The organism is Paraburkholderia sp. BR10936 (assembly GCF_040965735.1).
GTDB classification, from domain to species: domain Bacteria; phylum Pseudomonadota; class Gammaproteobacteria; order Burkholderiales; family Burkholderiaceae; genus Paraburkholderia; species Paraburkholderia nodosa_A.
In genome coordinates this window covers 45,780-69,406 of sequence record NZ_JBFRCM010000016.1, presented here as the reverse complement: position 1 = coordinate 69,406, position 23,627 = coordinate 45,780, and the positions used below count along the sequence as shown (strand labels likewise).

At 64.7% G+C, this 23,627-nt stretch carries 21 protein-coding genes; 12 read left to right on the top strand and 9 right to left on the bottom strand.

Annotated elements, in window-relative coordinates:
- Positions 1-39: 39 nt before the first annotated feature.
- The gene (locus AB4Y36_RS28895) at positions 40-1,470 is read right to left on the bottom strand and encodes an MFS transporter (RefSeq protein ID WP_368684798.1); all 1,431 of its coding nucleotides are present in this window, start codon (positions 1,468-1,470) and stop codon (positions 40-42) included.
- 142 nt (positions 1,471-1,612) lie between these two features.
- Here AB4Y36_RS28895 and AB4Y36_RS28890 point away from each other — a divergent pair, with 142 nt between their 5' ends.
- The 8 genes from AB4Y36_RS28890 (at position 1,613) to AB4Y36_RS28855 (ending at position 8,529) form a co-directional block, all read left to right on the top strand.
- Positions 1,613-2,347 carry a helix-turn-helix transcriptional regulator gene (locus AB4Y36_RS28890; RefSeq protein ID WP_069267089.1) on the top strand — a complete coding sequence of 245 codons (735 nt, stop codon included), beginning with the start codon at positions 1,613-1,615 and terminating at the stop codon, positions 2,345-2,347.
- A 391-nt stretch (positions 2,348-2,738) separates the two neighbouring features.
- The gene (locus tag AB4Y36_RS28885) at positions 2,739-3,590 is read left to right on the top strand and encodes a transporter substrate-binding domain-containing protein (protein WP_342946248.1); all 852 of its coding nucleotides are present in this window, start codon (positions 2,739-2,741) and stop codon (positions 3,588-3,590) included.
- Between the two features lie 71 nt (positions 3,591-3,661).
- Positions 3,662-4,393 carry an ABC transporter permease gene (locus AB4Y36_RS28880; RefSeq protein ID WP_069267091.1) on the top strand — a complete coding sequence of 244 codons (732 nt, stop codon included), beginning with the start codon at positions 3,662-3,664 and terminating at the stop codon, positions 4,391-4,393.
- Between the two features lie 17 nt (positions 4,394-4,410).
- Positions 4,411-5,157 carry an ABC transporter permease subunit gene (locus tag AB4Y36_RS28875; protein WP_342946249.1) on the top strand — a complete coding sequence of 249 codons (747 nt, stop codon included), beginning with the start codon at positions 4,411-4,413 and terminating at the stop codon, positions 5,155-5,157.
- Between the two features lie 25 nt (positions 5,158-5,182).
- The gene (locus tag AB4Y36_RS28870; RefSeq protein ID WP_069267093.1) at positions 5,183-5,974 is read left to right on the top strand and encodes an ABC transporter ATP-binding protein; all 792 of its coding nucleotides are present in this window, start codon (positions 5,183-5,185) and stop codon (positions 5,972-5,974) included.
- 17 nt (positions 5,975-5,991) lie between these two features.
- Complete coding sequence (hutH, locus tag AB4Y36_RS28865) at positions 5,992-7,605, top strand: histidine ammonia-lyase (protein WP_368684797.1); 1,614 nt, start codon at positions 5,992-5,994, stop codon at positions 7,603-7,605.
- A 13-nt stretch (positions 7,606-7,618) separates the two neighbouring features.
- The gene (hutC, locus tag AB4Y36_RS28860; protein WP_342946251.1) at positions 7,619-8,368 is read left to right on the top strand and encodes a histidine utilization repressor; all 750 of its coding nucleotides are present in this window, start codon (positions 7,619-7,621) and stop codon (positions 8,366-8,368) included.
- Positions 8,365-8,529 (top strand): hypothetical protein, encoded by a 165-nt coding sequence (locus tag AB4Y36_RS28855; protein ID WP_176732959.1) that lies wholly within the window; start codon positions 8,365-8,367, stop codon positions 8,527-8,529. Before hutC ends, AB4Y36_RS28855 begins: the two co-directional genes overlap by 4 nt.
- A gap of 18 nt (positions 8,530-8,547) precedes the next feature.
- Here AB4Y36_RS28855 and AB4Y36_RS28850 read toward each other — a convergent pair whose 3' ends face one another.
- Complete coding sequence (locus tag AB4Y36_RS28850; protein WP_368684796.1) at positions 8,548-9,675, bottom strand: 4-hydroxyphenylpyruvate dioxygenase family protein; 1,128 nt, start codon at positions 9,673-9,675, stop codon at positions 8,548-8,550.
- Between the two features lie 327 nt (positions 9,676-10,002).
- On the opposite strand from AB4Y36_RS28850, the gene shiA reads away from it, so the two are divergent.
- Together shiA and AB4Y36_RS28840 are read left to right on the top strand one after the other, a co-directional pair.
- Positions 10,003-11,310 carry a shikimate transporter gene (gene shiA / locus AB4Y36_RS28845; RefSeq protein WP_069267097.1) on the top strand — a complete coding sequence of 436 codons (1,308 nt, stop codon included), beginning with the start codon at positions 10,003-10,005 and terminating at the stop codon, positions 11,308-11,310.
- Positions 11,311-11,407: 97 nt separating this feature from the next.
- Positions 11,408-12,178 (top strand): IclR family transcriptional regulator C-terminal domain-containing protein, encoded by a 771-nt coding sequence (locus AB4Y36_RS28840; RefSeq protein WP_069267098.1) that lies wholly within the window; start codon positions 11,408-11,410, stop codon positions 12,176-12,178.
- Positions 12,179-12,198: 20 nt separating this feature from the next.
- Here AB4Y36_RS28840 and AB4Y36_RS28835 read toward each other — a convergent pair whose 3' ends face one another.
- The 4 genes from AB4Y36_RS28835 to AB4Y36_RS28820 form a co-directional block, all read right to left on the bottom strand.
- The gene (locus tag AB4Y36_RS28835) at positions 12,199-13,050 is read right to left on the bottom strand and encodes a mechanosensitive ion channel family protein (RefSeq protein WP_368684795.1); all 852 of its coding nucleotides are present in this window, start codon (positions 13,048-13,050) and stop codon (positions 12,199-12,201) included.
- A gap of 187 nt (positions 13,051-13,237) precedes the next feature.
- Positions 13,238-14,572, bottom strand: coding sequence for an arginine deiminase (gene arcA / locus AB4Y36_RS28830; protein WP_368684794.1), 1,335 nt, complete (start codon positions 14,570-14,572; stop codon positions 13,238-13,240).
- A gap of 21 nt (positions 14,573-14,593) precedes the next feature.
- Positions 14,594-16,018 (bottom strand): basic amino acid/polyamine antiporter, encoded by a 1,425-nt coding sequence (locus AB4Y36_RS28825; RefSeq protein ID WP_368684793.1) that lies wholly within the window; start codon positions 16,016-16,018, stop codon positions 14,594-14,596.
- A gap of 89 nt (positions 16,019-16,107) precedes the next feature.
- A complete protein-coding gene (locus AB4Y36_RS28820; RefSeq protein ID WP_254315497.1) occupies positions 16,108-16,569 on the bottom strand; it encodes a hypothetical protein in 462 nt (153 codons plus the stop codon).
- A gap of 293 nt (positions 16,570-16,862) precedes the next feature.
- Here AB4Y36_RS28820 and AB4Y36_RS28815 point away from each other — a divergent pair, with 293 nt between their 5' ends.
- Positions 16,863-18,278 (top strand): basic amino acid/polyamine antiporter, encoded by a 1,416-nt coding sequence (locus AB4Y36_RS28815; protein WP_069267102.1) that lies wholly within the window; start codon positions 16,863-16,865, stop codon positions 18,276-18,278.
- 98 nt (positions 18,279-18,376) lie between these two features.
- Positions 18,377-19,333 carry a cation diffusion facilitator family transporter gene (locus tag AB4Y36_RS28810; RefSeq protein ID WP_342946258.1) on the top strand — a complete coding sequence of 319 codons (957 nt, stop codon included), beginning with the start codon at positions 18,377-18,379 and terminating at the stop codon, positions 19,331-19,333.
- Between the two features lie 98 nt (positions 19,334-19,431).
- On the opposite strand, the gene AB4Y36_RS28805 is transcribed toward AB4Y36_RS28810, so the two are convergent.
- The 3 genes from AB4Y36_RS28805 to AB4Y36_RS28795 all read right to left on the bottom strand — a co-directional run bounded on the left by AB4Y36_RS28805 (position 19,432) and on the right by AB4Y36_RS28795 (position 23,585).
- Positions 19,432-20,214, bottom strand: coding sequence for a hypothetical protein (locus tag AB4Y36_RS28805; RefSeq protein WP_342946635.1), 783 nt, complete (start codon positions 20,212-20,214; stop codon positions 19,432-19,434).
- A gap of 213 nt (positions 20,215-20,427) precedes the next feature.
- Positions 20,428-21,999, bottom strand: coding sequence for an alpha/beta hydrolase (locus AB4Y36_RS28800; protein ID WP_368619055.1), 1,572 nt, complete (start codon positions 21,997-21,999; stop codon positions 20,428-20,430).
- Positions 22,000-22,118: 119 nt separating this feature from the next.
- Entirely contained in the window at positions 22,119-23,585 is a 1,467-nt protein-coding gene (locus AB4Y36_RS28795) for an efflux transporter outer membrane subunit (RefSeq protein ID WP_368684792.1), read from the bottom strand.
- Positions 23,586-23,627 lie beyond the last annotated feature (42 nt).

Sequence of the window (23,627 nt, the reverse complement as noted above, 5' to 3'; positions counted from 1 at the left end):
GATGATCCAGGGCGCGCGGGTGATGCGTCAGGCGCAAGGCTACCCGCCACGCGCCTTCTTCGCGCCATGCGACCGGGCGCCGTGCGCCGCCTGGTGCGACCACGCACGCCACCACACCCACGCCGCGCCTGCCGAAAGCACGGCGGCGATCAGCAGATTCACGCGCATGCCCGCGCCGATCGACGCGCGCCCCGCGATCATGGCGCCCGCCACGGCCACGCCGAGCGCCGCACCGGTCTGCCGGGCCGCGTTGAGTACGCCAGCGGCGATGCCAGCGCGGCCCTGATCGACCGTCGCCATGAGCGCCGCCGTAGCCGCGGGCGTGATCAGGCTCGCGGCGAAGCCGATGGCCGGCAGCGGCAAGGCCAGCAAGTCGTAGCGCGCCGTCGTGCCGCACGCCGCCGCGCCGAGATACCCCGCCGCCGCGAACAGGCAGGCGAGCGCGACGAGCGCGCGCGGCCCGAGCCACACCACGGCGCGCCGCGACAGCAGACTGCCGAGCGGCACCACCACGGTGAGCGGCAGGAAGGCGAGGCCCGCGCGCAACGGCGCGTAGCCGCGCTCCCGCTGAAGATACAGACTGAGTCCGAATAGCAGACCGTAGAACGTGAACGCCGAAATCATCGAGAGCAGCACGGCCGCGCTGAACACGCTCTCGTGGAAGAAGCCGAGCGGCAGCATCGGCTGCGCGCGGTGCTTTTCGAGCACGACGAAGGCGATCGCCGCTCCGCACGCCAGCACGAGACCGCCCGCAACGACCGGGGCACGCCAGCCGTGCGCAGGCGCCTCGATGATGGCGGCATTGAGCAGCGCCAGTGCCGCGATGGCCGCCGCCTGGCCCGCGAGATCGAGCCGGCGCGGCGCGCCCGGACGCGGCTGCGGCGCCACGCGCACGGCCATGACGATGCCCGCGAGGCACACCGGCACGTTGAGCAGAAAGATGCTGCGCCAGCCGACGAACCCGATCAGCACGCCGCCCAGCAACGGACCCGCCGCCATCGCGACGCCGCCCAGCCCGGCCCACACCCCGAAGGCGGCGGCACGCTCGCGCGCGTTGGTGCATGCGCCGTTGATGAGCGCCATCGATGCAGGCACGAGCAGTGCCGCCCCCATGCCCTGCAGCACGCGTCCGAGCGTGAGCAGCGCGAGGCTCGGCGCGGCGCCGCACCACGCCGAAGCCGCCGTGAAGACGGCGAGCCCGGCCATGTAGACGTGGCGCGCGCCGAGCCGGTCGCCGAGCGTCCCGCCCGAAAGCAGCAGGCTCGCGAACGTGAGCGTATAGGCGTTCACGACCCATTGCAGGCCGGCCACGCCGCCCGCAAGGCTCGCACCGATGCGCTCGAGCGCGACATTGACGATCGAGGTGTCGAGGATCACCACGACATAACTGATGCTCGTGGCCCAGAGCACCCGGCGTTGCTGTTCCCGGCTGTGCGTCTCTTGAGTCCGGTGCGTCTCGTGCATTTGCATAGGCTCTCCCGCTACGCCGGCGCGCGTTGGGCGCCGGTCACGAGCCCAGTATCGGACGCGCGGCAGTGGCGATGCTTCGATGCGTATCGAAACATGCGATCCTGCTCGCGCGTTACGCTATGCGTATGTTTTGGAGAAACGCATGAATGGCACGAACACGCACCCGAGGGTGTCGGCCACGGCCTTCCTGATCGCCGACCCCGCGCGCGCCGCGATGCTGATGGCGCTCGCCGATGGCCGCGCGCTGCCCGCCGGCGAACTGGCTTACGCGGCCGGCGTGACCGCGCAAACGGCGAGCAGCCATCTGGCGAAACTGCTCGACGGCGGGCTGCTGGCCGTGGAAAAGGAAGGCCGCCACCGCTACTACCGGCTCGCGGACGCCCAGGTCGCCACCTTGCTCGAAAACCTCGCGGCGGTCGGCGCGCGCGCGCCGGTGCGCCGCAAGCCGCTTGGTCGCGAGGCGCGGGACCTGCGTTTCGCGCGCTGCTGCTACGACCATCTCGCGGGCCAGGTCGGCGTGGCGATCACAGAGCGCCTCACCGATGCGGGGCTCATCACGGCGCAAGCGGACAAACGCTTCGCGGTGACGCCCGCGGGGCAGACATGGTTCGGCGAACTCGGGCTCGACGTCGCCGCGCTCAAGCCGGGGCGTCACGGCATTGCGCGCCAATGCCTCGACTGGACCGAGCGCCAGCATCATCTGGCCGGGCCGCTCGGCGTGGCCTTTCTCACGCTGCTGTGCGAACGCGGCTGGATGCGGCGTACGCGTGCGTCGCGCGCGGTGCAGATCACGCCGCGCGGCTGGGCCGATCTACGCGAGCGGCTGGGCCTGACGCCCGACCTGCTGGCCGCCCACGCCGATGATTCGAACGACTAACGACTTGCGCCTCGTCACGCGACGAGAAACCGCTGCGCGAGCCGCACCCAGCACGCCGCGCCGAGCGGCAGCACCTGGTCGTTGAAGTCGTAGCCGGGGTTGTGCACCATGCAGCCGCCGAACTCCCAGGCAGGTCTCACTTTTGAAATGACTAGACAATTAAGGAGGTATTCCAATGACCGCAACAGCCCATGTCGCAACGACGACTCGACTTGCCACAAGCGCGAATTCATCGAAAGTCCACGCCCGTTCACAGGGTTTTCCATGAGTCGGGATTTATGAAATTCTCTTGCGCTCAAATTCTTTTCTCTCCATGCTTGTCTATGCAAGTCGCACGAACGAATGAACGTCCCCACGGGTCCACGGTACCCACCGACAAAGGAGCATGGTCATGCAGGCGAAGTACACCCGGCTGGCAAAAGCGCTGATTGGCGCAGCACTCGGCGTCACGCTGCTTGGAAGCGGCAGTGCCGGCGCGAAGGAATGGAAAAGCGTGACGATCGCGCTCGACGGCAGCTATGCGCCCTGGAACCTGACCTTGCCGGGCGGCAAGCTTGGCGGCTTCGAACCCGAACTCGTCGAAAACCTGTGCGCGCGTGCACAAATCCAGTGCAAGCTCGTCGCCCAGGACTGGGACGGCATGATTCCGGGCCTGCAGGCAGGCAAGTTCGATGTCCTGATGGATGCGATCTCGATCACGCCGGATCGCGAGAAAATCATTGCATTCTCGAAGCCCTATGCGGCCACCCCGGCAACCTTCGCCGTCTCCGATCCGAAGATCCTGCCCAAGGGCGGCCCGAACACGACGCCTCTGAAGCTCGACGCCGACTCGCGCAGCAACGCGCCCGCCATCGAGTCGATGCGCAAGGCGCTGAAGGGCAAGACGATCGGCATCCAGTCGGGCACGGTGTACACCGGCTTCATCAACGCCAACTTCAAGGACGTCGCGTCAGTGCGCGTGTACAAGACCGCGCCCGAGCGTGATCTCGATCTCACGAACGGCCGCATCGACGCCACGTTCGACGACGTGACCTACTACACCGCCAACGCCGACAAGTCGCCCGTGGTAATCGCCGGCACGATGATTGCCGGTCCGATCTGGGGACCGGGCGAAGGTCTCGCGTTCCGCAAACAGGACGCCGACCTGAAGGCGAAGTTCGACAGCGCGATCACGGCGGCACTCGCCGACGGCACCGTGAAGAAGCTCGCGCTGAAGTGGTTCAAGACCGACGTGACGCCGTAAGCATCGCACCCTGGCGGCGCGCGCCGCGCCTGACGCGCGCCTTCGCTTCCCGACCCGCCTGGATCCCTGCCATGTCTCTGTTATCGCTATTCAACACACTCGGCCTCGGTCCGGACGGCTGGGGCAGCGTTCTGCTCCTCGGCGCGTTGATGACCGTCGTGCTCACGCTCGCCGCATTGGCAATCGGCGCCGTGTTCGGTGCGCTCATTGCCGCGGCAAAACTCTCGCGCTTGCGCGTGCTGCGCGTTTTCGGCGACTTCTACACGACCGTCTTTCGCGGCGTGCCCGAATTGCTCGTCATCTATCTGTTCTACTTCGGCGGCTCTTCCCTGGTCACCACCGTCGGTCAGTGGTTCGGCGCCGACGGATTCGTCGGCGTGCCGCCCTTCGCCGTCGGCGCGTTCGCGGTCGGCATGATTTCGGGCGCTTATCAGGCCGAGGTCTATCGCGCAGCCGTGCTCGCCGTTGCACGCGGCGAACTCGAAGCCGCTCGCGCGATAGGCATGCCGACGCTCACGCTGTTTCGCCGGATCTTGATCCCGCAGGTGCTGCGCTACGCGTTGCCCGGCATCGGCAACGTCTGGCAACTGAGCCTCAAGGACTCCGCGCTGATTTCGGTCACCGGGCTCGCCGAGTTGCTGCGGGCGAGCCAGATCGCAGCGGGCTCGACGCACCAGTACTTCCTCTTCTTCGTCGTCGGCGGTCTGCTCTATCTCGCCATGACGGGTGTGTCGAACCGTGTCTTCGGTCGCGCCGAAGCGGTCGTCGGCCGCTCGTTCAAGCGCAACTTCGCGCGCAACTGATCGGGGAGCGCACACTCATGCATATCGATTTCGCGTTCCTGCTCGACACGATGCGCCAGCTCATCGGCGCCGTGCCGACCACGCTCGGCCTTTTCTTCGCGTCGCTCGTGCTGGGCGGCTTGCTCTCGCTCGTGATCGTCACGATGCGCGTCTCGCCGCACTGGCTGCCGAACCGTTTTGCGCGCGCCTACATTCTCGTGTTTCGCGGCTCGCCGTTGCTGATCCAGATGTTCCTCGTCTATTACGGCCTCGGGCAGTTCGGCGTGATTCGCGAAAGCTTTCTGTGGCCCGTGTTGCGCGAACCCTATGTCTGCGCGGTCCTGTCGCTCGCGTTGTGCACGGCGGGATACACGGCCGAGATCATCCGCGGCGGCCTCATGGCGGTGCCCGTCGGGCAGATCGAAGCCGGCTACTCGATCGGCCTTTCCGGCTTCGCCCTGCTGCGCCGCGTGATCGGCCCGATCGCGCTGCGTCAGTGCCTGCCCGCGTATTCGACCGAAGCCGTGCTGCTCGTCAAGTCGACGGCGCTGGCTAGCCTTGTCACCGTTTGGGAAGTGACGGGGGTCGCGCAGCAGATCATTCAGCAGACCTATCGCACCACCGAGGTATTTACGTGCGCCGCGCTGATCTACCTGTTCCTGAACTTCGTGGTCGTGCGCGTGATCGGCTTCGTCGAGCAACGGCTGTCGCGCCACCTGCGCGCGGCGCCGCCCGCCCCGCGCAAACCCGCCGCGCCGCTCGAAGCCACGCGCGCCGCGTCGTGACCCGCCGCCCTACCTGGAGAGATTGATGAATACGTCAGCACCCATTGCGCTGTCGGTGCGCAACATCCACAAGTCGTTCGGTGACCATCACGTGCTCAAGGGCATTTCGCTCGACGCGCACGAGGGCGACGTCATTTCGATTCTCGGCGCGAGCGGTTCGGGCAAGAGCACGTTCCTGCGCTGCCTGAATCTGCTGGAGACGCCGGACGACGGCTCGGTCGCGCTCGCAGGCGAGGAACTCAAGATGAAGCGCCGCAGCGACGGCAAGCTACAACCGGGCGACCGCCGTCAGGTCGACCGCGTGCGCTCGCAACTCGGCATGGTGTTTCAGAACTTCAACTTGTGGTCGCACATGACCGTGCTGGAGAACCTGATCGAAGGCCCCATGCGCGTGCTCAAGCGCAGCCGCGCTGAGGCGGTCGAAGAAGCCGAGGCGCTGCTCGCCAAGGTCGGCCTTGCCGACAAGCGCGGCCACTACCCCGCACACCTGTCGGGCGGCCAGCAGCAGCGCGTGGCGATTGCACGCGCGCTCGCGATGCATCCGAAGGTGATGCTGTTCGACGAGCCCACCTCGGCGCTCGACCCCGAGCTGGTCGGCGAAGTGCTGCGCGTGATGCGCACGCTCGCCGACGAAGGCCGCACGATGCTCGTCGTCACGCACGAGATGGGCTTCGCACGCCACGTTTCGAATCGCGTGATGTTCCTGCACCAGGGCCAGGTGGATTCGGATGGCACGCCGGACGAGGTATTCGGCGAACTGAAGTCGGACCGCTTCCGCCAGTTCGTGTCGAGCCACCAGGATCGCAACGCTCACTAACCGCACCACGCACTCCCATGGCCATCACCCGTACCCAGAATCCGCTCGACTGGCGCGCGATCGCTAGCGTCGCCGCAGGCGAGCCGCTGATCCTCGGCGCCGATGCGCAGGCGAACATTCGCAGCGCCCGTGTGCTCGTCGAACAGATCGTCGCGCGCAGCATCCGTGCGTATGGCGTGAACACGGGCGTCGGCGCGCTGTGCGATGTGATCGTCTCGCAAGACGAACAGCACGACCTGTCGCACAACATCCTCATGAGCCACGCAGTGGGCGTGGGCGAGCCGCTAGGCGCAGACGAGACGCGCGCGATCATGGCTGCGGCCATCAACAACTTCGCGCATGGACACTCGGGTGTGCGCCTCGAAGTCGTCGAGCGTCTCGCCACACTGCTGGAGGCGAATTGCCTGCCGGAGGTGCCCGCGTTCGGTTCCGTCGGCTATCTGAGCCATATGGCGCACATCGCGCTCGTTTGCGTGGGCGCGGGACACGTGCGCTGGAACGGCGAGCGCGTGAGCGGCGCTCAGGCCCTGCAGCGGCTCGGCTTGCAGCCCCTGTCGCTCCAAGCGAAGGAGGGATTGAGCCTCGTGAACGGCACGCCGTGCGTGACCGGGCTCGCTGCGCTCGCGCTTCACCGCGCGGAGCGCTTGCTCGACTGGGCGGACGTCGTCGCCGCAATGAGCTTCGAGAATCTGGGCGGGCAGATCGCGGCGTTCGACACCCGTTCACTTGCATTTCGTGTGTCGCCGGGCCTCGCCCACGTGGGAGAGCGTCTGCGCGCGGCGCTCGCCGGTAGCGCGCTGCTCGAAATTTCGCTCGGGCGGCGCACCCAGGACCCGCTCAGCGTCCGCACGATACCGCACGTGCACGGCGCCGCGCGAGACACGTTCGCGGCAACGGCCGAAGTCGTGAACCGCGAGCTTGCCTCGGTGACGGACAATCCGATCGTTGCGGGCACGCCGGAGTCGCCCCGGGTGTACTCGCAGGCGCATGCGGTCGGCGCCTCGATCGCACTCGCCATGGACAGCCTCGCAACCGCGATTGCGCAGGTCGCGGCGATGGCCGAACGCCGCCTCGACCGTCTGGTCAACCCGCTCGTGAGCGGCCTGCCGGCCTTCCTCGCGCACGCATGCGGCACGCGTTCGGGCTTCATGATTGCGCAGTACACAGCAGCGTCGCTCGTCGCGCAGAACCGCCGTGAAGCCGCTCCCGCGAGTCTCGACGGCGGCGTGACATCGGGGCTGCAGGAAGACCATTTGTGCCATGCGACGCCGGCCGCGCTGAAGGCGCTCGCGGTCATCGAGAACAGCAACCGCATCCTCGGCATCGAACTGCTCGCCGCGGCACAAGCCTACGATCTGCAGCCGCTCGACGCGGCGCGCGCGCCCTATACGGACGCGATCTACGCCGGCGTGCGCGCCACGCTGCCGACCTATCGCGACGACCGCCCGCTTTCCGACGACATGACTTTCGCGTTTCGCCTCGTTGCCGACGGCGCCCCACCGCCGCTTGCCGGCCCGGCACGTGACGACACCGGGACCGTCTCGCGGGAACCGGCGCTGGACATGCCGCCAATCGCGCGCAGTACGGCGGCGCCGGCGAGCCGCGCGGTTCCCGGCACGGTCGGCGTCTGAAGCGAGGTCAGGTATGAACGCGCCATCTTCGCTGATCGACAACTCGACGCAGTCCGCGACAGCGCATAAGGTCGCTCCAGCGTATGAGCAGATCAAGCGCTACGTGGTCGATCGAATCACGGACGGGACCTGGAAGCCCGGTGAGGCCATTCCGTCGGAGACAGAGCTCGTCAAGGAATTCGGCGTCGCGCGAATGACCGTATCGCGCGCGCTGCGCGAACTGTCGGCCGAGCATGTGCTCAGACGCGTTCAGGGCGCGGGAACGTTCGTCGCCTCGCGCGACGTCGAATCGACTGTCCTCGAGGTTCGCAACATCGCCGACGAAATCGCCGCGCGCGGTCACCGGCACAGCGCGCGGGTGCTGACGCTGGGCGCGAGCTCGAACGATCAGGCGATGGCCGCGCTCGAGCTCGGCTGCGGTCCCGTGTTCCATTCGCGTATCGTCCACTACGAGGAAGACGAAGCGATTCTGTACGAGGACCGCTACGTGAACCCCCATGTGTTTCCGGGTTATCTCGAACAGGACTTCACACGGGAAACACCGAACCACTACATGATGCGGCTCGCGCCGGTTCAACGGGCGGAGTTCCGGATCTACGCGCAAAAACCGGATGCGGATATACGACGCCATCTTGCGATGAACATTGGCGAGCCCTGCCTGCTGATGTGGCGGCGTACGTGGGTCGGCAGTGCCGTGGCGACCGCCGTCGAGCTTTGGCATCCCTCATCGCGTTTTCATCTGGTCGGCAAAGTCTCGACATGACACGGGGTGCCACCGACCTGATGACTCAGGCGTGCACCGAGTTCAGCAAGGAAATTCGCCATCGCTGCCGCACGATGGTCTCGCCGCGCGCCGCCGCGCTCGCTACCGCGCGCACGCGCAGGACAACGGGCGCAGCCGCGAAGTCACGCGTGGAACGCTGACGTCGTGCACGGTGGGACTTAGCCGGGCGCCTGGTCCAGCTTCGCACCCGCCTCGCGCGCCCGCGCGAGCACGTCGAGATTGCCCTCGCCGAAACCGTGGTGGCCGCTGCGCTGCACGACTTCGAAAAAGATTTCGCCGGGATGGCGTTTGGCAAAGGTCTGGAAAAAGAGCCGCGGCACGCCGTCTTCGCCAATCTCGCCATCGATCAGCACATGGCGCTTGCGCAGCGCTTCCAGTTCCACGCCGTGGCCTGGCAAACGCGCATCCACGGTGTCGTAGTAAGCGGGCGGCGGTTCGACGAACTCCACGCCATTGGCCTTGAGCGCATCGACGCTCGCGAGGATGTCGTTGCTCGCCAGCGCGATGTGCTGCACGCCTTCGCCGGGATGCTCGGGCAGATAGTCGTGCAATAGCTGCGTGCGCCGCGTGCCTTCCTCATAAACAGGAATGCGCAGTTCGCCATCGGGCGACACCATCACGCGGGACTCCTCGGACACGTGCCAGTTCGCGTTGATTTCGTGGATCTCGCGGAAATGCAGCAGGTCGCGATAGAAGTCGAGCCATTCGGCAATGCGCCCCGCCCCCACCGTTTGCGTGAGATGGTCGACGCGCGTGAGGCCGGTGCCGCCGTGATCGAGATCGGTATGCGCCGTGGCGACGTCGATGGGCCGGAAGTCGATGTCGAAGATCGAAATGTCGCCCACGCCGCCGCGCTGGCCGCCGCGGCCGCGCCAGCGGTCGATGAAATAGAGGTGCGAGTCGCCGATACCCTGGATCGCGGGAATGTGCAGTTCCGCGGGACCGAGACGCTCGCCTTCGAACGCCCACGCGCCGAGCGAGATGGCGTGCTCGAAGGCGCGCCTGGCATTGTCGACGCGCACGCCGATCGCGCAGATGCCCATGCCGTACTCCTGCGCGTAACGCGCGGCGAACGAGTCGGGCTCGGCGTTCAGCAGGAAATTCATCTCGCCCTGGCGGTAGAGCGTGACCGCCTTGCTCACGTGGCGTGCGATCGCCTTGAAGCCGAACTGCTCGAAACGGCGGCCGAGATCGGCGGGTTCGGGCGCGGCGAACTCGACGAACTCGAGTCCCGCCATGCCGAGCGGATTGTCCGCCTGCGGCGGAGGATTAGAGGGGCTGGACATGCAGTGGGCTCCTGACGCAAGCGCTGAAACGGACACCTCGCCGCCCCGTCGCGACTTCGAGGCCGCGAATCTGGCATATGAGGCAGGCCGATTTTAACCATTTCGTTCATTTTGACGAAGACCGCCGTGCGCGGTCGGTCCACGCGCCATCTCGGTGCAAACCCGCAAAGCGTTCGATAATCGCACGCACTTGGGCGATAATCGCGCAAAACGGCGCCACCACGCATTGCCGGACCGCGAGGGCCGCCCTATGCTGCGTCTCACGTTTAGCGCGCATCCTGAATACTGCAGCAGCATGGCACATGCGCAACAGTCTGGAGACAACTGATGACCCCAAGCCTCGACACCACCGGCGACGCCGCCCCTTTCGCCCCGTCGCGCAGCCAGGCCCGCAAGGCGGCGCTCGGCAGCTTCGTCGGCGCGGTCGTCGACTGGTACGACTTCCTGCTCTACGGCATCGTCGCCGCGCTGGTGTTCAACGTGGCTTTCTTCCCGCAGGTCGGCAGGACCATGGGCACGCTCGCCGCGTTCGCGACCTTCGGTGTGGGCTTTCTCTTCCGGCCGCTCGGCGGCGTCGTGTTCGGCCACTTCGGCGACCGGCTCGGCCGCAAACGCATGCTCGTTCTGACCGTCATGATGATGGGCCTTTCCACCGTGGCCATCGGTCTGTTGCCGACCTTTGCGACCATCGGCTGGTGGGCGCCCGTGCTGCTCGTCACGATGCGCGCGCTGCAAGGCTTCGCCGTGGGCGGCGAATGGGGCGGCGCGGCGCTGATGGCCGTGGAAAGCGCGCCGCGCGGCAAGAAGGCGTTCTATAGCAGCGGCGTGCAGGTGGGCTACGGCGTGGGCCTCGTGCTCGCCACCGGCCTCGTGGCGCTCCTGAGCCACCTGCTCGGCGACGCGGCGTTCCGTTCGTGGGGCTGGCGTCTGCCGTTCCTCTTCAGCGTGGTGCTGGTGCTCGTCGGCCTGTGGGTGCGCTCGAGCATGGACGAGTCGCGCGAGTTCGTCGAGAAAGTCGAGCACGGTCATCGCAAGCTCAAGATGCCGGTGCTCGAAGCGCTCACGCGTCACCCGAAGGCCTTCCTGTACATCATCGCGCTGCGCCTTGCCGAACTCTTCACGATGTATATCGTGACCGCCTTCGCGCTGAGCTATTCGACCACCAACCTCGGCATGTCGCGCGATCTCTTTCTCGGCATCGGCCTGTTCGTCGGCGCGCTCTCCTGCGTGACGATCCCCTGCTTCGCGTGGCTCGCCGATCGCCTCGGGCTGCGCCGCATTTATCTGATCGGCGCGTTCATCGGTCTCCTGAGCGCCGTGCCGTTCTTCCTCGCGCTCGAGGCGCGGGCCACGATCTGGATCGTGATCTTCTCCGTGATGCTCGCGAACATCGCCCACGACATGGTCGTGAGCGTGCAGCAACCGCTCTTCACCGAGCTGTTCGGCGCGGAGTACCGCTACAGCGGCGCGGGCGTGGGCTACCAGTTCGCGAGCGTGGTGGGCGGCGGCTTCACCCCGTTCATCGCCGTGGCGCTGGTGGGCTTCGGCGGCGGTTCGTGGCACCTCGTCGCCGCGTACCTCGCGATTGGCTGCCTGATCTCGCTGATCGTGGCGGCGCGCATGAAGCCGGAGTGAGCAGGAGCTGATCGTTCGCACGCAAGCCGCAGGCGTTTCGCGCTTGCGGCTTTTTCCATTGTTTTGGCCACCGTGCAGCACAGGGTCTTGCGCGCCGATGAAAAAACCGCCACTGGACCGGCGCGACTGGATCGCCGGGCTCGAAAAAGGCCTCGCGATCCTCGAAGCCTTCGACAGCGAGCACGCGCGCATGACGCCCACCCAGGCGGCCGAGCGCACCGGCCTCTCGCGCACCGCCGCGCGCCGCTATCTGCTCACGCTCGAATCGCTGGGCTATGTGTACACGGACGGCCGGCTGTACGGCCTTACGCCGCGCGTGCTGCGGGTAGGCTGGTCTTACTTCGATTCGGCGCGTCTGCCGCGCACCGTGCAGCCCTATCTGCAGCAGCTAAGCGCGACGCTCAACGAGTCGGCCTATGTGAGCGTGCTCGACGGCTGGGACCTCGTCGTGATCGCGCGCAATGGCGTGTCGCGCGTCATGACGACTGGCTTCGTACTCGGCGCGCGCGTGCCCGCGCCGCTCATCTCGCCGGGCGTGGTGCTGCTCGCGCACGAGGCCGATCAAAGCGCAGTTTCAGCGTGGCTCGATACGGTCGAACTGTCGCCCTTCACGCCGCATACGATCACGAGCGGCGCGCGCCTGCGCGAGAAAATCGGGCGCGCACGCGTGGACGGCTATGCGCTCATCGAGCAGCAGTTGCAGGTGGGCGTGCGCGGCATTGCCGTGCCGCTCAGGAATCGCAACGGCGAAGTCGTCGCCGCGCTCAGCACCAACATGCCGATGGGCGAGGAAAGTCCCGAGGCCGCCCTTCAGCGCGTTCTGCCGCATCTGCAGGAAAGCGCGCTCGCCATGCTCAACGTGCTTTAACGCTACGTTTGAGCAACGGCTCACGAGCGCGTGAGCGCAGCATGATCGCCCGCCATGCGCGCGTTGCCCGCCACGGCGAGTCCCGCAGTGGCGAGCGTTTCGCGCGCATGTCCGCGGATGTCGTCGACGGCGTATTGCGCGTCGGCGTTGCGCACCCAGGCGCGCACCAGCAAGCGCGCGCCGCCGCTGGACGGGTAGCTGTCCACGGCGACCGTCGGCGCGAGCGTCGTGCCGTTCTGCACGCGCGGTTCGGCGGAAACCATCTCCTTGAGCTTGCCGATGGCGGCGTCCACCTGGTCGCGCCGCGCGAGATCGACCGTGACGTCGATACGCTGCGTGCCGCCGCTGCTGTAGTTGATGACGGGATTGCTCCAGATCTGGCTGTTCGGCACGAAGACGACGTTGCCGTCGCCGCGCTCGATGCGCGTGGTGAACAGCCCCACTTCGCACACGATGCCCGCCGCCGCACCGCTGCCTTCGATCACGTCGCCCGCGCGAAACGGGCGCAGCATCAGCAGCATGATGCCGGCAGCGATGTTTTGCAGCGTGCCTTGCAATGCGAGGCCGATGGCGAGACCGGCGGCGCCCAGCGCGGCGAGCACGCTAGCCGTGGCGATGCCCACCTCGCTGAGCGCGGCAACGAGCGCAATGACGCGCACGGTCCATGCCGCCATACCTGCGAGCATCGGTGCGAGCGTGGGATCGGCGTGCGAGTGCGCGAGCATGCTCGCGAATATGTGCGCCACGCGATTGGAAACCCACCACCCAACCACCAGTATCAGAACGGCGACGATCACATTCATCACGTCGTGTGTCATCGTGGCGAGCAGCGAGGGTTGCAGATGGAAAAGGCGGTTGAGGAAATCGTCCATGATCGGGGATCAGATGGTTGCGATGGGGGCGAGGTGCGCGCATGGCGCACCCCACAGGACTGCGCAGCAGTCCGCATGCCCGTAAGCTTTGAAAGTCTCGACTTCCACGCCCCATCGATCCGGCACCATTGCGGCGCGGAGATGCCGCCGCTGCTTGCGCCCGCAACGATCTCCTCGCCCTGCGACGCTAGAAGTCCACTGCGTCGCGAATGATCGGGCACGTCATGCAATGGCCGCCGCCGCGCCCGCGCCCCAGTTCCGCGCCCACGATCGTCACGACCTCGATGCCGGCCTTGCGCAGCAGCGTGTTCGTATAGGTGTTGCGGTCGTAAGCGAAGACCACGCCGGGCGAGGTGCAAACGAGGTTCGCGCCGCTGTCCCATTGTGTGCGTTCACGCTGGTAGTCGTTGCCGCCCGCTTCCACCACGCGCATTTTCTTGATGCCGAGCGCCGCGCTCACCACCTCGACAAAGGACTTCTTCTCCTGGCGCAGCTCCACACCCGCCGGTTGATCGCTGGGCCGGTACGTGAAGGTGCGCGTGCGTGCGAGGAAATCCGGCGCGATCAGCACGCAGTCGCGATCGGCAAAGGTGAAGACCGTATCGAGGTGCATGGCCGCGCGAATTTTCGGCATCGCCGCCACGATCACCTGCTCGGCGGCGCCCTTCTTGAAGAGCGTGGCGGCGAGCTGGCTGATCGCCTGGCGCGAGGTGCGCTCGCTCATGCCGATCAGCACGGTCTTGTTGCCGATGGGCATGACGTCGCCGCCTTCGAGCGTCGCCATGCCGTGGTCCTGTGTGGGGTCGCCCCACCACACGTTGACCTTGCCCGCGAAATCCGGATGAAACCGGTAAATCGCCGCGGCTAGAATCGTTTCCTCGTGCCGCGCGGGCCAGTACAGCGGATTGAGCGTCACGCCGCCGTAAATCCAGCAGGTGGTGTCGCGCGTGTAGATCGTGTTCGGCAGCGGCGGCAGCAGATATTCGGTGGACCCGGCCGCTTCGCGCACGACCTTGAGCGCCGCGCCGCCATGCGATTCGGGGAAATCGTGGATCGAGAGGCCGCCGAGCAAGGTCTCGGCCAGCTTGCGATCGTCGAGCCCTTCCAGATAGCTGCGCAGTTCGTCGATGAACCCCAGCCCGACCTGGTTCGGCACGATCTGGTTGTCGAGAATCCACTTCTTGCCTTCTGGCACGGCAACGGTTTCGGCGAGCAGGTTGTGCATTTCCACGACCTCGACGCCGCGGTCGCGCATCTTCGTGACGAAGTCGAAATGGTCGCGCTTCGCGTTGTCGACCCACAGCACGTCGTCGAACAGCAGCTCGTCGCAATTGCTCGGCGTGAGACGCGAGTGCGCCATGCCGGGGGCACACACCATCACCTTGCGCAGTTGCCCGACCTCCGAGTACACGCCAAGCGCGCTTCCTTCCTTCGCCTTGCCCTTGCCGCCCTTCGCGGCTTTCTCCGCCTTTTCTACCTTTTCGCCCCTTTCACTCTTGCCACCGCCCTTCGCCTTGGACATATCGATCTCCGCTCGTTCTCGTTAGACCGCCATGGTGCCCGTGGCCAGCGCAACGACGCCTACGATGGCCGCTACGGCCGCCACGATGAAAATGACCCAGTCGCTCGTATGCTGGAAAACCTTCAGCTTGCGCTCGCGCCGCGCGAGGAAATAAAGCACCGTGCCAGGCGCGTAAAGAATCGCCGATAGCAGGATGAACTTGAGACCGCCGGCCACGATCATGAACAACGTGTAGATCACGGCGACCGTGGCCAGCGCGAGATCGCGCCTGCGCTCCTCGGGCCGAACCTCGTAGCTCTCGCCGCGGTTCGAGACCATGAACCCGTAGGCCGCGACGAACAGATACGGAATCAGCGACATCGAACTCGTGAGGTTGAGCATCAGCGAGAACGCATCGCGCGAGAAATACGTGCTCGCGACCAGCAGCTGCACGACGATATTGGTGATCCAGAGCGCATTGGCCGGCACGTTGTTGGCGTTTTCGCGCGCGAACACGGCCGGCATGTCCTGATTGCGCGCCGCCGCGAACATCACCTCCGCGCAGATCAGCGACCACGCCAGATACGCGCCGAGCACGGAAACGATCAGGCCGATGCTCACGAAAATCCCGCCCCACGGACCGACCACGCTTTCGAGCACGGCCGCCATGGAGGGCTGGCGCATGCCAGCCACGTCCGCGCGCGGCAGCACGGCGAAAGGCAGCATGGAAACGAGCACCATGAGCGTGGTCACGCCGGCGAAGCCGAAGATCGTTGCACGACCCACGTCCGTGCGCTCCTTCGCATAGCGCGAATACACGCTCGCCCCTTCGATGCCGATGAACACGAACACGGTGACGAACATCGTCGCGCGAATCTGCTGGATGAGGCCGCCCTCTTGCGCGGCGGACTGGATATTCAGGTGGAAGGTCCCGTACTTGAATACGAACAGGAGGATGACGATGAACACCACGATCGGAATGACCTTGGCGAATGTCACGACAGTGTTGATGAATGCGGCCTGCTTCACGCCGCGCAGAATGAGGAAGTGAAACAGCCAGATGCCGATCGACGCGACGACGATGGCCGTGACCGTGTTGCCGTCGCCGAAAATCGGGAAGAACGCGCCCAGCGTGGACTTGATCAGCACCCAGTACGAAACGTTGCCGATGCAACTGCCGATCCAGTAACCGAACGCCGAGAGGAAGCCGGGGTAATCGCCAAAGCCCTCTTTCGCATAGACGAACACACCGGCGTCGAGTTTCGGCTTGCGCTCGGCGAGCGCCTGAAACACGCGTGCGAGCGTATACATGCCCACGCCCGCCACGAGCCACGCAATCGCCGCGCCGACCGGCCCCGTTGCATTGGCGAAGGTTCGCGGCAGAGAAAAGATCCCGGCGCCCACCATGCCCCCGACTACCATCGCGGTCAACTGCACGCGACTCATCTTCTGCTCGGTATCGGCCATCGGTTTCCTCGCTTTTTGTTTGGAACTGCGCTTTATCGGGCGGCCGGCGCACCGCTGCGCCGCCGTTCAGGCTTCGGGCGCCTGCAGGGTCACCGCGTCACGCGCACCGAGTTGTTGCCCATCAGCACACGCACACGATCACCGGGGACGAATTGCTGATCCGAATCCTGGACCACCGATATCAGTTGTCCCGAATCCAGACGCACGACGATTTCAAGGCCTTGCCGCTGCGTGACGCGCTGCTCCACGGCATTGCCTGCCGCGCCGCCCAGCACGGCGCCGCCAATGCCCGCTGCAACGGCGCCGGTGCCGCGCCCGATGTTGCTGCCTGCCGCGATGCCGCCAAGCGCGCCTCCGGTGATCGCGCCGATGCCCGTTGGGCCCGGCTGGATCGTGACGGGCCGAACCGATTCGACCGCACCGAGTTCGACCACGAACACCTGCTGCGCCTGGGCTGGCGTGAAGACAGAGCCAGAAGTCGGCGCCTCACAGCCGGAAAGCGCGAGCGAAGCAACTGCGGAGCCAAGAAGTGTTGCTGCGAGATATCGCATGAGATTCCCCCTAATGCGGCGCATTGCGGATTCGCTAATTCATTCGACCTGTTTGCTAACGATTACACATAGGGTCATTAGCGAACATTCAACCAATACGTTCCCGGTAATTCTCCTTTTGCTTTCCATCCTCCGGACACCTGACGAACATTATGGAATACGATTCGCACATGATGTATTCAACGTGACATTCGTTCGAGAATAGTTCATCGATTCAATGTGGCGCGCATTTTTTATCCGCGATTTCCCGCGCTTGCATTACGACCGGTCAAAGATCAGAAAAAGGCTCGAACATGAAATCGACGGATGACCAGAAATTGTCGCTGCCGGTCCTGACGGCCATGGTCGTGGGCTCCATGGTCGGCGCCGGCATCTATTCGCTGCCGCGCAACTTCGCGCTCGAAGCGGGCCCAATGGCCGCCGTCATCTCATGGTGCATTGCGGGAGGCGGCATGTATATGCTGGCCCGCGTCTTCCAGCTTCTCGCCGAAATCCGGCCCGACCTCGACTCCGGCATCTTTGCTTATGCACGTGACGGCTTCGGCGGCTACGCCGGCTTTCTCTCCGCGTTCGGCTACTGGATGGCCGGTTGCTTCGGCAATGTCTCTTATTGGGTGCTGATCAAATCCACGCTCGGCGCATTCGTGCCGGCGTTTGGAAACGGCAATACACCGATTGCCATTGCCGTTTCGTCGGTCGGCATATGGGCATTTCACTGGATGCTGTTGCGCGGCATTCAGCAGGCCACGCTCATCAATGCGATTCTTACTGTCGTCAAGATTCTGCCCATTTTCGTTTTTATCGGCATTTTGAGCGTCTATGCGAGTGCGGAGCCGTTCACGGACAATCTCGCGGAAAGCGCTCGAGGGCTTGCCCCGCAGGTCAAAGGGACCATGCTCGTGACGGTATTCGTGTTTCTCGGCATCGAAGGCGCAAGCGTCTATTCGCGCTACGCGAAGAAGCGCTCGGACGTGGGCGCGGCAACGGTACTCGGCTTCGCCTTCGTGCTGTTGCTGCTCGTGCTCGTGACGCTGCTGCCCTATGCGCATCTCCCGCGCGTGGATATCGCCGTCATGCGGCAACCTTCGATGGCGTCGGTGCTTGGCGCCGTAATCGGCTCGCCGGGCGTGGTGTTCATCGGCGGTGCGCTCATCGTCTCCGTTCTCGGCGCCTACCTCGCGTGGTCGCTGATCTGCGCGGAAGTGCTGTATGCGAGCGCGAAAGCGGACGCCATGCCAGCCATCTTCGCGCGCCGCAACGCCCGGCAGCTTCCCACCGCCGCGATCTGGCTCACGAGCGGCGTGGTACAGGCCTTCGTCATCAGCACCTACTGGTCCACCGACGCCTTCTCGCTCATGCTGCGCCTCACGAGCGCGATGGCACTCATCCCCTACTTCTTCGTGGCGACCTTCGGGCTCAAGGCCATCCGCGCACTGCCGCAAGCGGCCATGAGCGCGCGAACGCGCACACTGCGCTATGCCACAGCGGGCATCGCCACGATTTATACACTGTTCCTGCTTTACGCTTGCGGGCTGGAACTGCTCGTCATGTCCGCACTGCTCTATGGACCCGGCAGCCTGCTGTACATGTGGGCGCGTCGCGAGCGTGGCGAGGCGCTATTTTCGCGGCCCGAGTGGTGCGCGTTTCTCGTGGTGATGGGCGGCGGACTCGCCGCGATCGTCGGGCTGAGCACCCCGGCGTGGCGTTAGCCGCGCGCCACGGCGCCTGCCCGCCTCCATCGGCCTCGTGACTGCGTTTCGCCTCACCGCTGCCATCCAAACGTTCCAAAGTTCGACAGCGAGGAACCATGCCTATCAGCTACGCGCTCCGCAAGGCGCGGCTCGCAGCGGTCGAGCAGCGCACGATGAAGGTTTCCATTTACGTCGTGTGCCTCGGTTTCGCGGCCAACGTCGGCTATGGCTTCTTCGTGCAATCCGATACGCTGCTGCTCACCGCCATTTTCTATCTGCTCAATCTCGCGAGTTCCGCGCTTGGATTGCTCGTGGCCACCGTGGTGAGCCGGCCCGCGACGACTCGCTTCGAATACGGGTATTGGTTCCTCGAGCCGCTCGTGAACGGCATAAACGGGCTCATGATGCTGCTCGTTTGCGTATATGGCTTCGTGAACGGGATCGAGGGGATACGTTCGGGCGGCCACGTGGTGAATGCGCAAGGCGTCATGCTGATCAGCGCCGCGAGTTGCGTGATCAGCTTTGCCATGGTGGTCTATAAAAAGCGCGCGGCCGCGCAGATCAATTCCAAGCTGCTCAAAACCGACGGCTGGAAATGGATCATGAAATTCTCGTTCAGCGCAGCCACACTGCTCGGCTTTTTCGTGTATTCGATATTGCCCGAAAGCTTTCACTATCTATGGGCGCGCTATGTCGACAGTGCAATGACCGCGGGGCTCTCACTGATTTTTTTCTTTGCGCCAGTGAAGATCGTGAGCACGAGCTTTGCTGAATTGCTGCACATGAGCCCCGAAGAGAACAATCCGCGTTCGGAGATCGAGATGGCGCTTTCGAAGCTCGAACGCGAACTTGGCATTCTGCGCCATCACACACACGTCATCCAGGCGGGCCGGCGTAATTTTGTCGAAGTCAGCGTGCTCGTCGGCGCAACGTCCACGCTAAGCGATCTCGCCTCGCAGGACGAATTGCGCGAACGCATCTGGGAAACGCTCAGCGCGAATCCGCTGGAAAGCCGGCTCATTGTGCAGATTACCGCGGACCCGCGCTGGGAAGACGGACGCCAGCCTGGATAACGCGCGCCTCACCTGAGCGCGCTCGAAGAAGGCGAGTATTCCAGCGGCGTGTCCGGCTCCATCCTGGCGGCCATCGGAAACTTTGTCATCCGAACACGTCAGCGCGGCGACTGGGAATGGTCGATCGCTCCCGGCTGCGGTGGAACCGGGCCGACTGCAAAGCGCGGTGCCGCGTTCGCCACCAGAATCAGGGCGGCACCGGCCAGGCCGCTCGATACGTGCTTCAGCGCATGCCCCGCGATCACATGGCGAGTGAGCTCCCACACCTGCCAGTCAAGGCTCTCAAAGATCTTGGCCAGCCCGTAGAAAACGATCACCATCGTCCAGCCGAATACGCTGTCCACCTTGCGCGTAAGCGTCAAGCCGACGATGAACATGAGCCCGCCGAACTGCAGGATCGCGTACGGCCACAGGCTGTTGAGTGCGAGCCAGTACTCGATCGTGCCTAGCGATACCGCAACCAGGATCAGCAACGGCACCCAGCCTACGCGCTGCCCGGTGTTCGACGTCCAGACCATCGCCAGTATGCCGGCGAAGACGATTGTCATCGGCAGGCGATCCCAGACGAGCGTCGCGTCGGAAGGTGCCCAGTGATAGTAGGCCGACCCGATTGCGGTCAGCACGAGCCCGAATCCGGCGACTACCATGCCGGGGAATTTTGGCGGCTGCCGCGACGCATTGCGCTTCGCCCAACTGAGGCAGGCGATCCCTGCCGCCAGGATGACGAGATTCGACAGCACGTCCGCGGCATGCGGTATCAAACCCAGCGCGCGTTGGTCGGCGAAGTGGTGATACGACGCCGCCTGCGCCAGCGGCCATACCAGCTGCAACACCGTACCCACCACGAAGAGCATGATGCTGCCGAGCAGCAATCGGGTCATGTTCACGGTGCTCGTCTCCGGGTATGACGCAACACTCAACAGGTGCCGGTGCTCCACGAGTACGTCTGACCAGCCGGTGGCCACGGCGGCCCCATGCGAGCTTGCGCACCCTGCCCGTATCATCGGACAAACCGGGCTCAGTAACAAGGTCGGCCGACCCGGTGTCTGGATGCTGTCGATTCTTCCAGTCGAGTTGCTGTTGCAGGCGTCGGCTTACGGCTCGACGTAATCATCTCCGGCCTGCTCCAGTTCCCTCAACGCTTCTGCGGGATCCTCCGGCTTCCCGGCAGCGGTCTCATGAGTGCGCCTCGGTGAATCGACAACTGGCGGAGGCATCTTGCCGATGCCCTCGTCGACGCGTTGCAGGAGATACGGGAAGAACGGATTCGATGCAATCCGGAACATCGAGTCGAGCGTCAGAATCAACGTGCCGCGTTCTCCGCGCGGCGCGAGCGTACCAAGGTTGACATTGAAGTTCTCGTCGTCGCCCGGCTCGATGCCATAGAGTGCGTCCGTCACCGGAAATGGAATCGCGACATGCGATAAGGAAAAAATATCCGGAGGATAGTCAATTTCCAAAGGGCGAACGTGAGTTGCCACACTGCCGGCATCGACACTGCGTTCGACCGTATGAGCCGAATCCTGGGAGGCGTTGGCAATGACCGTGGTGCGATAGTTCTGCGGCCCGATGCGCAGCAGCCGTGTGAGCGCCGAATAGGACGCGACGCGCAGGAAGGTTCTGAAACTCACGCTGCGGTTCACATCGAACAACACGATTTCGCTGCCGTTTGCGGGAAGCTTGTCATACAACGACGACATGACAGCAGGGGTGCTGACCGTGAAATCGGTCACCGACTGGAACGTCAGCACGGGAGGGAGCGAATTCAACCGATTCTCACGCTCGAGCCTCGCCATCTGCTCCTGGATCGCGCGGGTAAGCAACCAGGACTGACGCGCTGCGTTCACCGGGAACGAGTTGAATTTGAAGGGGTTGAATTCCGGCACGATGCCAAGCCAGGCGGCCCGCGCGAACGCGGGCAACATCGCGGGTAGTCCCACGAGGCCCGCAAACCGCGCGTAACGCGTGACTCCGATCATCGGCGAAATGAGCACGAGCCGGGTGGGACGCGTGAGCGCGGGGTTCTCGATGGCGTCCATTGCATATTGCAGGGCAAGCGCGCCGCCGTTCGAGAAGCCTATCAGTTCCAGCGGCTTGTCCGGGCCCACGCGCCGGCGCGCTTCGCGAACCGCGAGTCGCGTTGCTGCGGCCCATTCTTGCCATGTGACATTGGTCAGTCCCGCAGGCACGGTACCGTGTCCAGGCAAACGGATGGCGATCGCGACAAAGCCCCGGTCACGATAGTTGCGCGCGATGTGCCGCAAACTGTAGGGCGAGTCCGTCATGCCGTGCAGCAGCACGACCGCTCCCACCGGCGGTCCGGGAGGTTCCAGTATGTACGAGCGGTTCCAGTCCTGAGCGAAGTGCTCTGGATAGATCGGTGAGCCTTCGTAGTATCGGTTCGACGGGACACGCTCGGATGCGTCGATCTTTTCGACGACGTTGACGCGCACATCCTCGAAAAGCCGCGACTCCTCCCGCATGTACGCACTCCAGTCGCCGGCGTCTATTGCTTCGACGGTCATCTCCCGCGGCACGTAGGTGTGCCAGACCGATAGTTGCGGGCCGCGCAGCGAAGACCATGCCCGCAAACCCAATGCGAGTAGCGCGAGCACGACCAGGATCGACACGCATATTTTTATTACCTTCAGCGACGTGCGTAGCATGGGTTTTCTCTTGGAAGCAACTTCAAAACACAGAGTGACCTTGACCTTCTTCTGCTGCGTATCGATTCGACCGGATGCTTCGTGATGCGCAGCCTGGCCCTATGTCTTTAAGGCCTGTGTCACCTGCCCTGTGAGGCATTGCCCTTTCGGTCGGCGCTCAGGGACACGGGCGTATGCGAATCGGCGATATCCACCCAGCCGCCACCCATGGCCTGATACACGCTGATCACCTGGTTATAGCGCGAGGCCTGCAAGTTGGCGAGCGCAAGCTCGGCGGAGAACAGGTCGTTTTCGGATATCAGCACTTCGAGATAGCCGATCAACCCGTCTTCGAACTTGAGCCGCGAGAACCTCGCATATTCGCGCAAAGCATCGACGCGCTGCTGCTGAAGCGCGGTCTGCTCGATGGTCATTTGTGAGCTGACGAGCGCATTATTGGTGTCGTTGAACGCGCCCAGCACCGTCTGCCTGTAGATCAGTTCGGCCTGGCGCTTTTGTGCCTCGGCTGACTGCACCTGGCCACCAATCGCACCCGACGTGAAGATCGGCCCGGTGAGTCCTGCCGCGACCGACCAGAGCGAGGCGGGCCCGGAAAGGAAGTCGCCGAACGCGGTACTGACCGAACCCAGCGCCCCCGTCAGCGAGATAGTGGGATAGTAAAGCGCACGCGTGGCGCCGACATTCGCATTGGCCGCGACCAGATTCTGTTCGGCCTGCAAAATATCGGGCCGCCGCTCGAGCAATGTCGAAGGCAGATCCGCCGGAATGACAGGAAGCACCAGCTCGCTCACCGACTTGCCTCGCGCAATGGGCCCGGGATTACGTCCCAGCAGAATAGAAATGCCGTTTTCCACGATGGCGATCTGCTGTTTGATGGCCGGTATCGCGGATTGAGCCAGCTTGTACTGCGAGCGCACCTGGGACAGCTCCGTCTGGGAAACCAGGCCGTCGCGATAGCGCAACTCGAATATGCGTAATGTTTCGCCGAAGTTACTCGCCGTGGCCCGTGCGACTTCGAGTTGCCGGTCGAGCCCGCGCAGCGTGATGTAGCTGGTCGCCACGCCTGTCACCAGCGAAAGCACGACGCCCCGCTGGGCCTGTTCGCTGGCATAGACCTGCGCCTGCGCGGCTTCGGTCAGGCGTCTTACCCGGCCGAACAGGTCGATTTGCCAGGAAGCGGACAGCATGCCCTGATAAAGATTGAATACGGGATCGAGCAAGGGGGACAGCGGTGGCATCCCGACCTCGCTGGTCCGGTTGCGGCTCACGTTGGCGCCATAGCCGATCTGCGGGAGACCCTGCGAGCGCGCAGCGCGCAACAAGCCGATGAACTGGTCGATACGCGCCGCTGCGATACGCACGTCCAGATTGCCCTGCAGTGCGGTTTGAATCAGGTCGTTCAACACCGGATCGTCGAATTGCTCCCACCACGCCGTGTCCACGACTTCTTCAGCCGCGGGCAAATCGACCCGCCACGTTGCGGGCACCGCCACCTCGGGGCGACTGTAATCGGGCCCCACGCTAATGCAGCCGGCCAGGCAACTGGTAGCGGCGGCGAATATCGCAGCACGCGTCAGCGTTCTCATGACGTACTCCAGGTTCTACTGCGACCGCGTCCCGTATGCGCA

Excerpts from the sequence above, each read along its gene's own strand:
- hutH (WP_368684797.1), top strand. The coding sequence starts at position 5,992 with ATGGCCATCACCCGTACCCAGAATCCGCTCGACTGGCGCGCGATCGCT.
- shiA (WP_069267097.1), top strand. The coding sequence starts at position 10,003 with ATGACCCCAAGCCTCGACACCACCGGCGACGCCGCCCCTTTCGCCCCG.
- AB4Y36_RS28835 (WP_368684795.1), bottom strand. The coding sequence starts at position 13,050 with ATGGACGATTTCCTCAACCGCCTTTTCCATCTGCAACCCTCGCTGCTC.
- AB4Y36_RS28820 (WP_254315497.1), bottom strand. The coding sequence starts at position 16,569 with ATGCGATATCTCGCAGCAACACTTCTTGGCTCCGCAGTTGCTTCGCTC.
- AB4Y36_RS28805 (WP_342946635.1), bottom strand. The coding sequence starts at position 20,214 with ATGACCCGATTGCTGCTCGGCAGCATCATGCTCTTCGTGGTGGGTACG.
- AB4Y36_RS28840 (WP_069267098.1), top strand. The coding sequence starts at position 11,408 with ATGAAAAAACCGCCACTGGACCGGCGCGACTGGATCGCCGGGCTCGAA.
- AB4Y36_RS28795 (WP_368684792.1), bottom strand. The coding sequence starts at position 23,585 with ATGAGAACGCTGACGCGTGCTGCGATATTCGCCGCCGCTACCAGTTGC.
- AB4Y36_RS28855 (WP_176732959.1), top strand. The coding sequence starts at position 8,365 with ATGACACGGGGTGCCACCGACCTGATGACTCAGGCGTGCACCGAGTTC.
- AB4Y36_RS28850 (WP_368684796.1), bottom strand. The coding sequence starts at position 9,675 with ATGTCCAGCCCCTCTAATCCTCCGCCGCAGGCGGACAATCCGCTCGGC.
- AB4Y36_RS28800 (WP_368619055.1), bottom strand. The coding sequence starts at position 21,999 with ATGCTACGCACGTCGCTGAAGGTAATAAAAATATGCGTGTCGATCCTG.
- AB4Y36_RS28885 (WP_342946248.1), top strand. The coding sequence starts at position 2,739 with ATGCAGGCGAAGTACACCCGGCTGGCAAAAGCGCTGATTGGCGCAGCA.
- AB4Y36_RS28870 (WP_069267093.1), top strand. The coding sequence starts at position 5,183 with ATGAATACGTCAGCACCCATTGCGCTGTCGGTGCGCAACATCCACAAG.
- AB4Y36_RS28880 (WP_069267091.1), top strand. The coding sequence starts at position 3,662 with ATGTCTCTGTTATCGCTATTCAACACACTCGGCCTCGGTCCGGACGGC.
- hutC (WP_342946251.1), top strand. The coding sequence starts at position 7,619 with ATGAACGCGCCATCTTCGCTGATCGACAACTCGACGCAGTCCGCGACA.
- AB4Y36_RS28875 (WP_342946249.1), top strand. The coding sequence starts at position 4,411 with ATGCATATCGATTTCGCGTTCCTGCTCGACACGATGCGCCAGCTCATC.
- AB4Y36_RS28815 (WP_069267102.1), top strand. The coding sequence starts at position 16,863 with ATGAAATCGACGGATGACCAGAAATTGTCGCTGCCGGTCCTGACGGCC.
- AB4Y36_RS28825 (WP_368684793.1), bottom strand. The coding sequence starts at position 16,018 with ATGGCCGATACCGAGCAGAAGATGAGTCGCGTGCAGTTGACCGCGATG.
- AB4Y36_RS28810 (WP_342946258.1), top strand. The coding sequence starts at position 18,377 with ATGCCTATCAGCTACGCGCTCCGCAAGGCGCGGCTCGCAGCGGTCGAG.
- arcA (WP_368684794.1), bottom strand. The coding sequence starts at position 14,572 with ATGTCCAAGGCGAAGGGCGGTGGCAAGAGTGAAAGGGGCGAAAAGGTA.
- AB4Y36_RS28890 (WP_069267089.1), top strand. The coding sequence starts at position 1,613 with ATGAATGGCACGAACACGCACCCGAGGGTGTCGGCCACGGCCTTCCTG.
- AB4Y36_RS28895 (WP_368684798.1), bottom strand. The coding sequence starts at position 1,470 with ATGCAAATGCACGAGACGCACCGGACTCAAGAGACGCACAGCCGGGAA.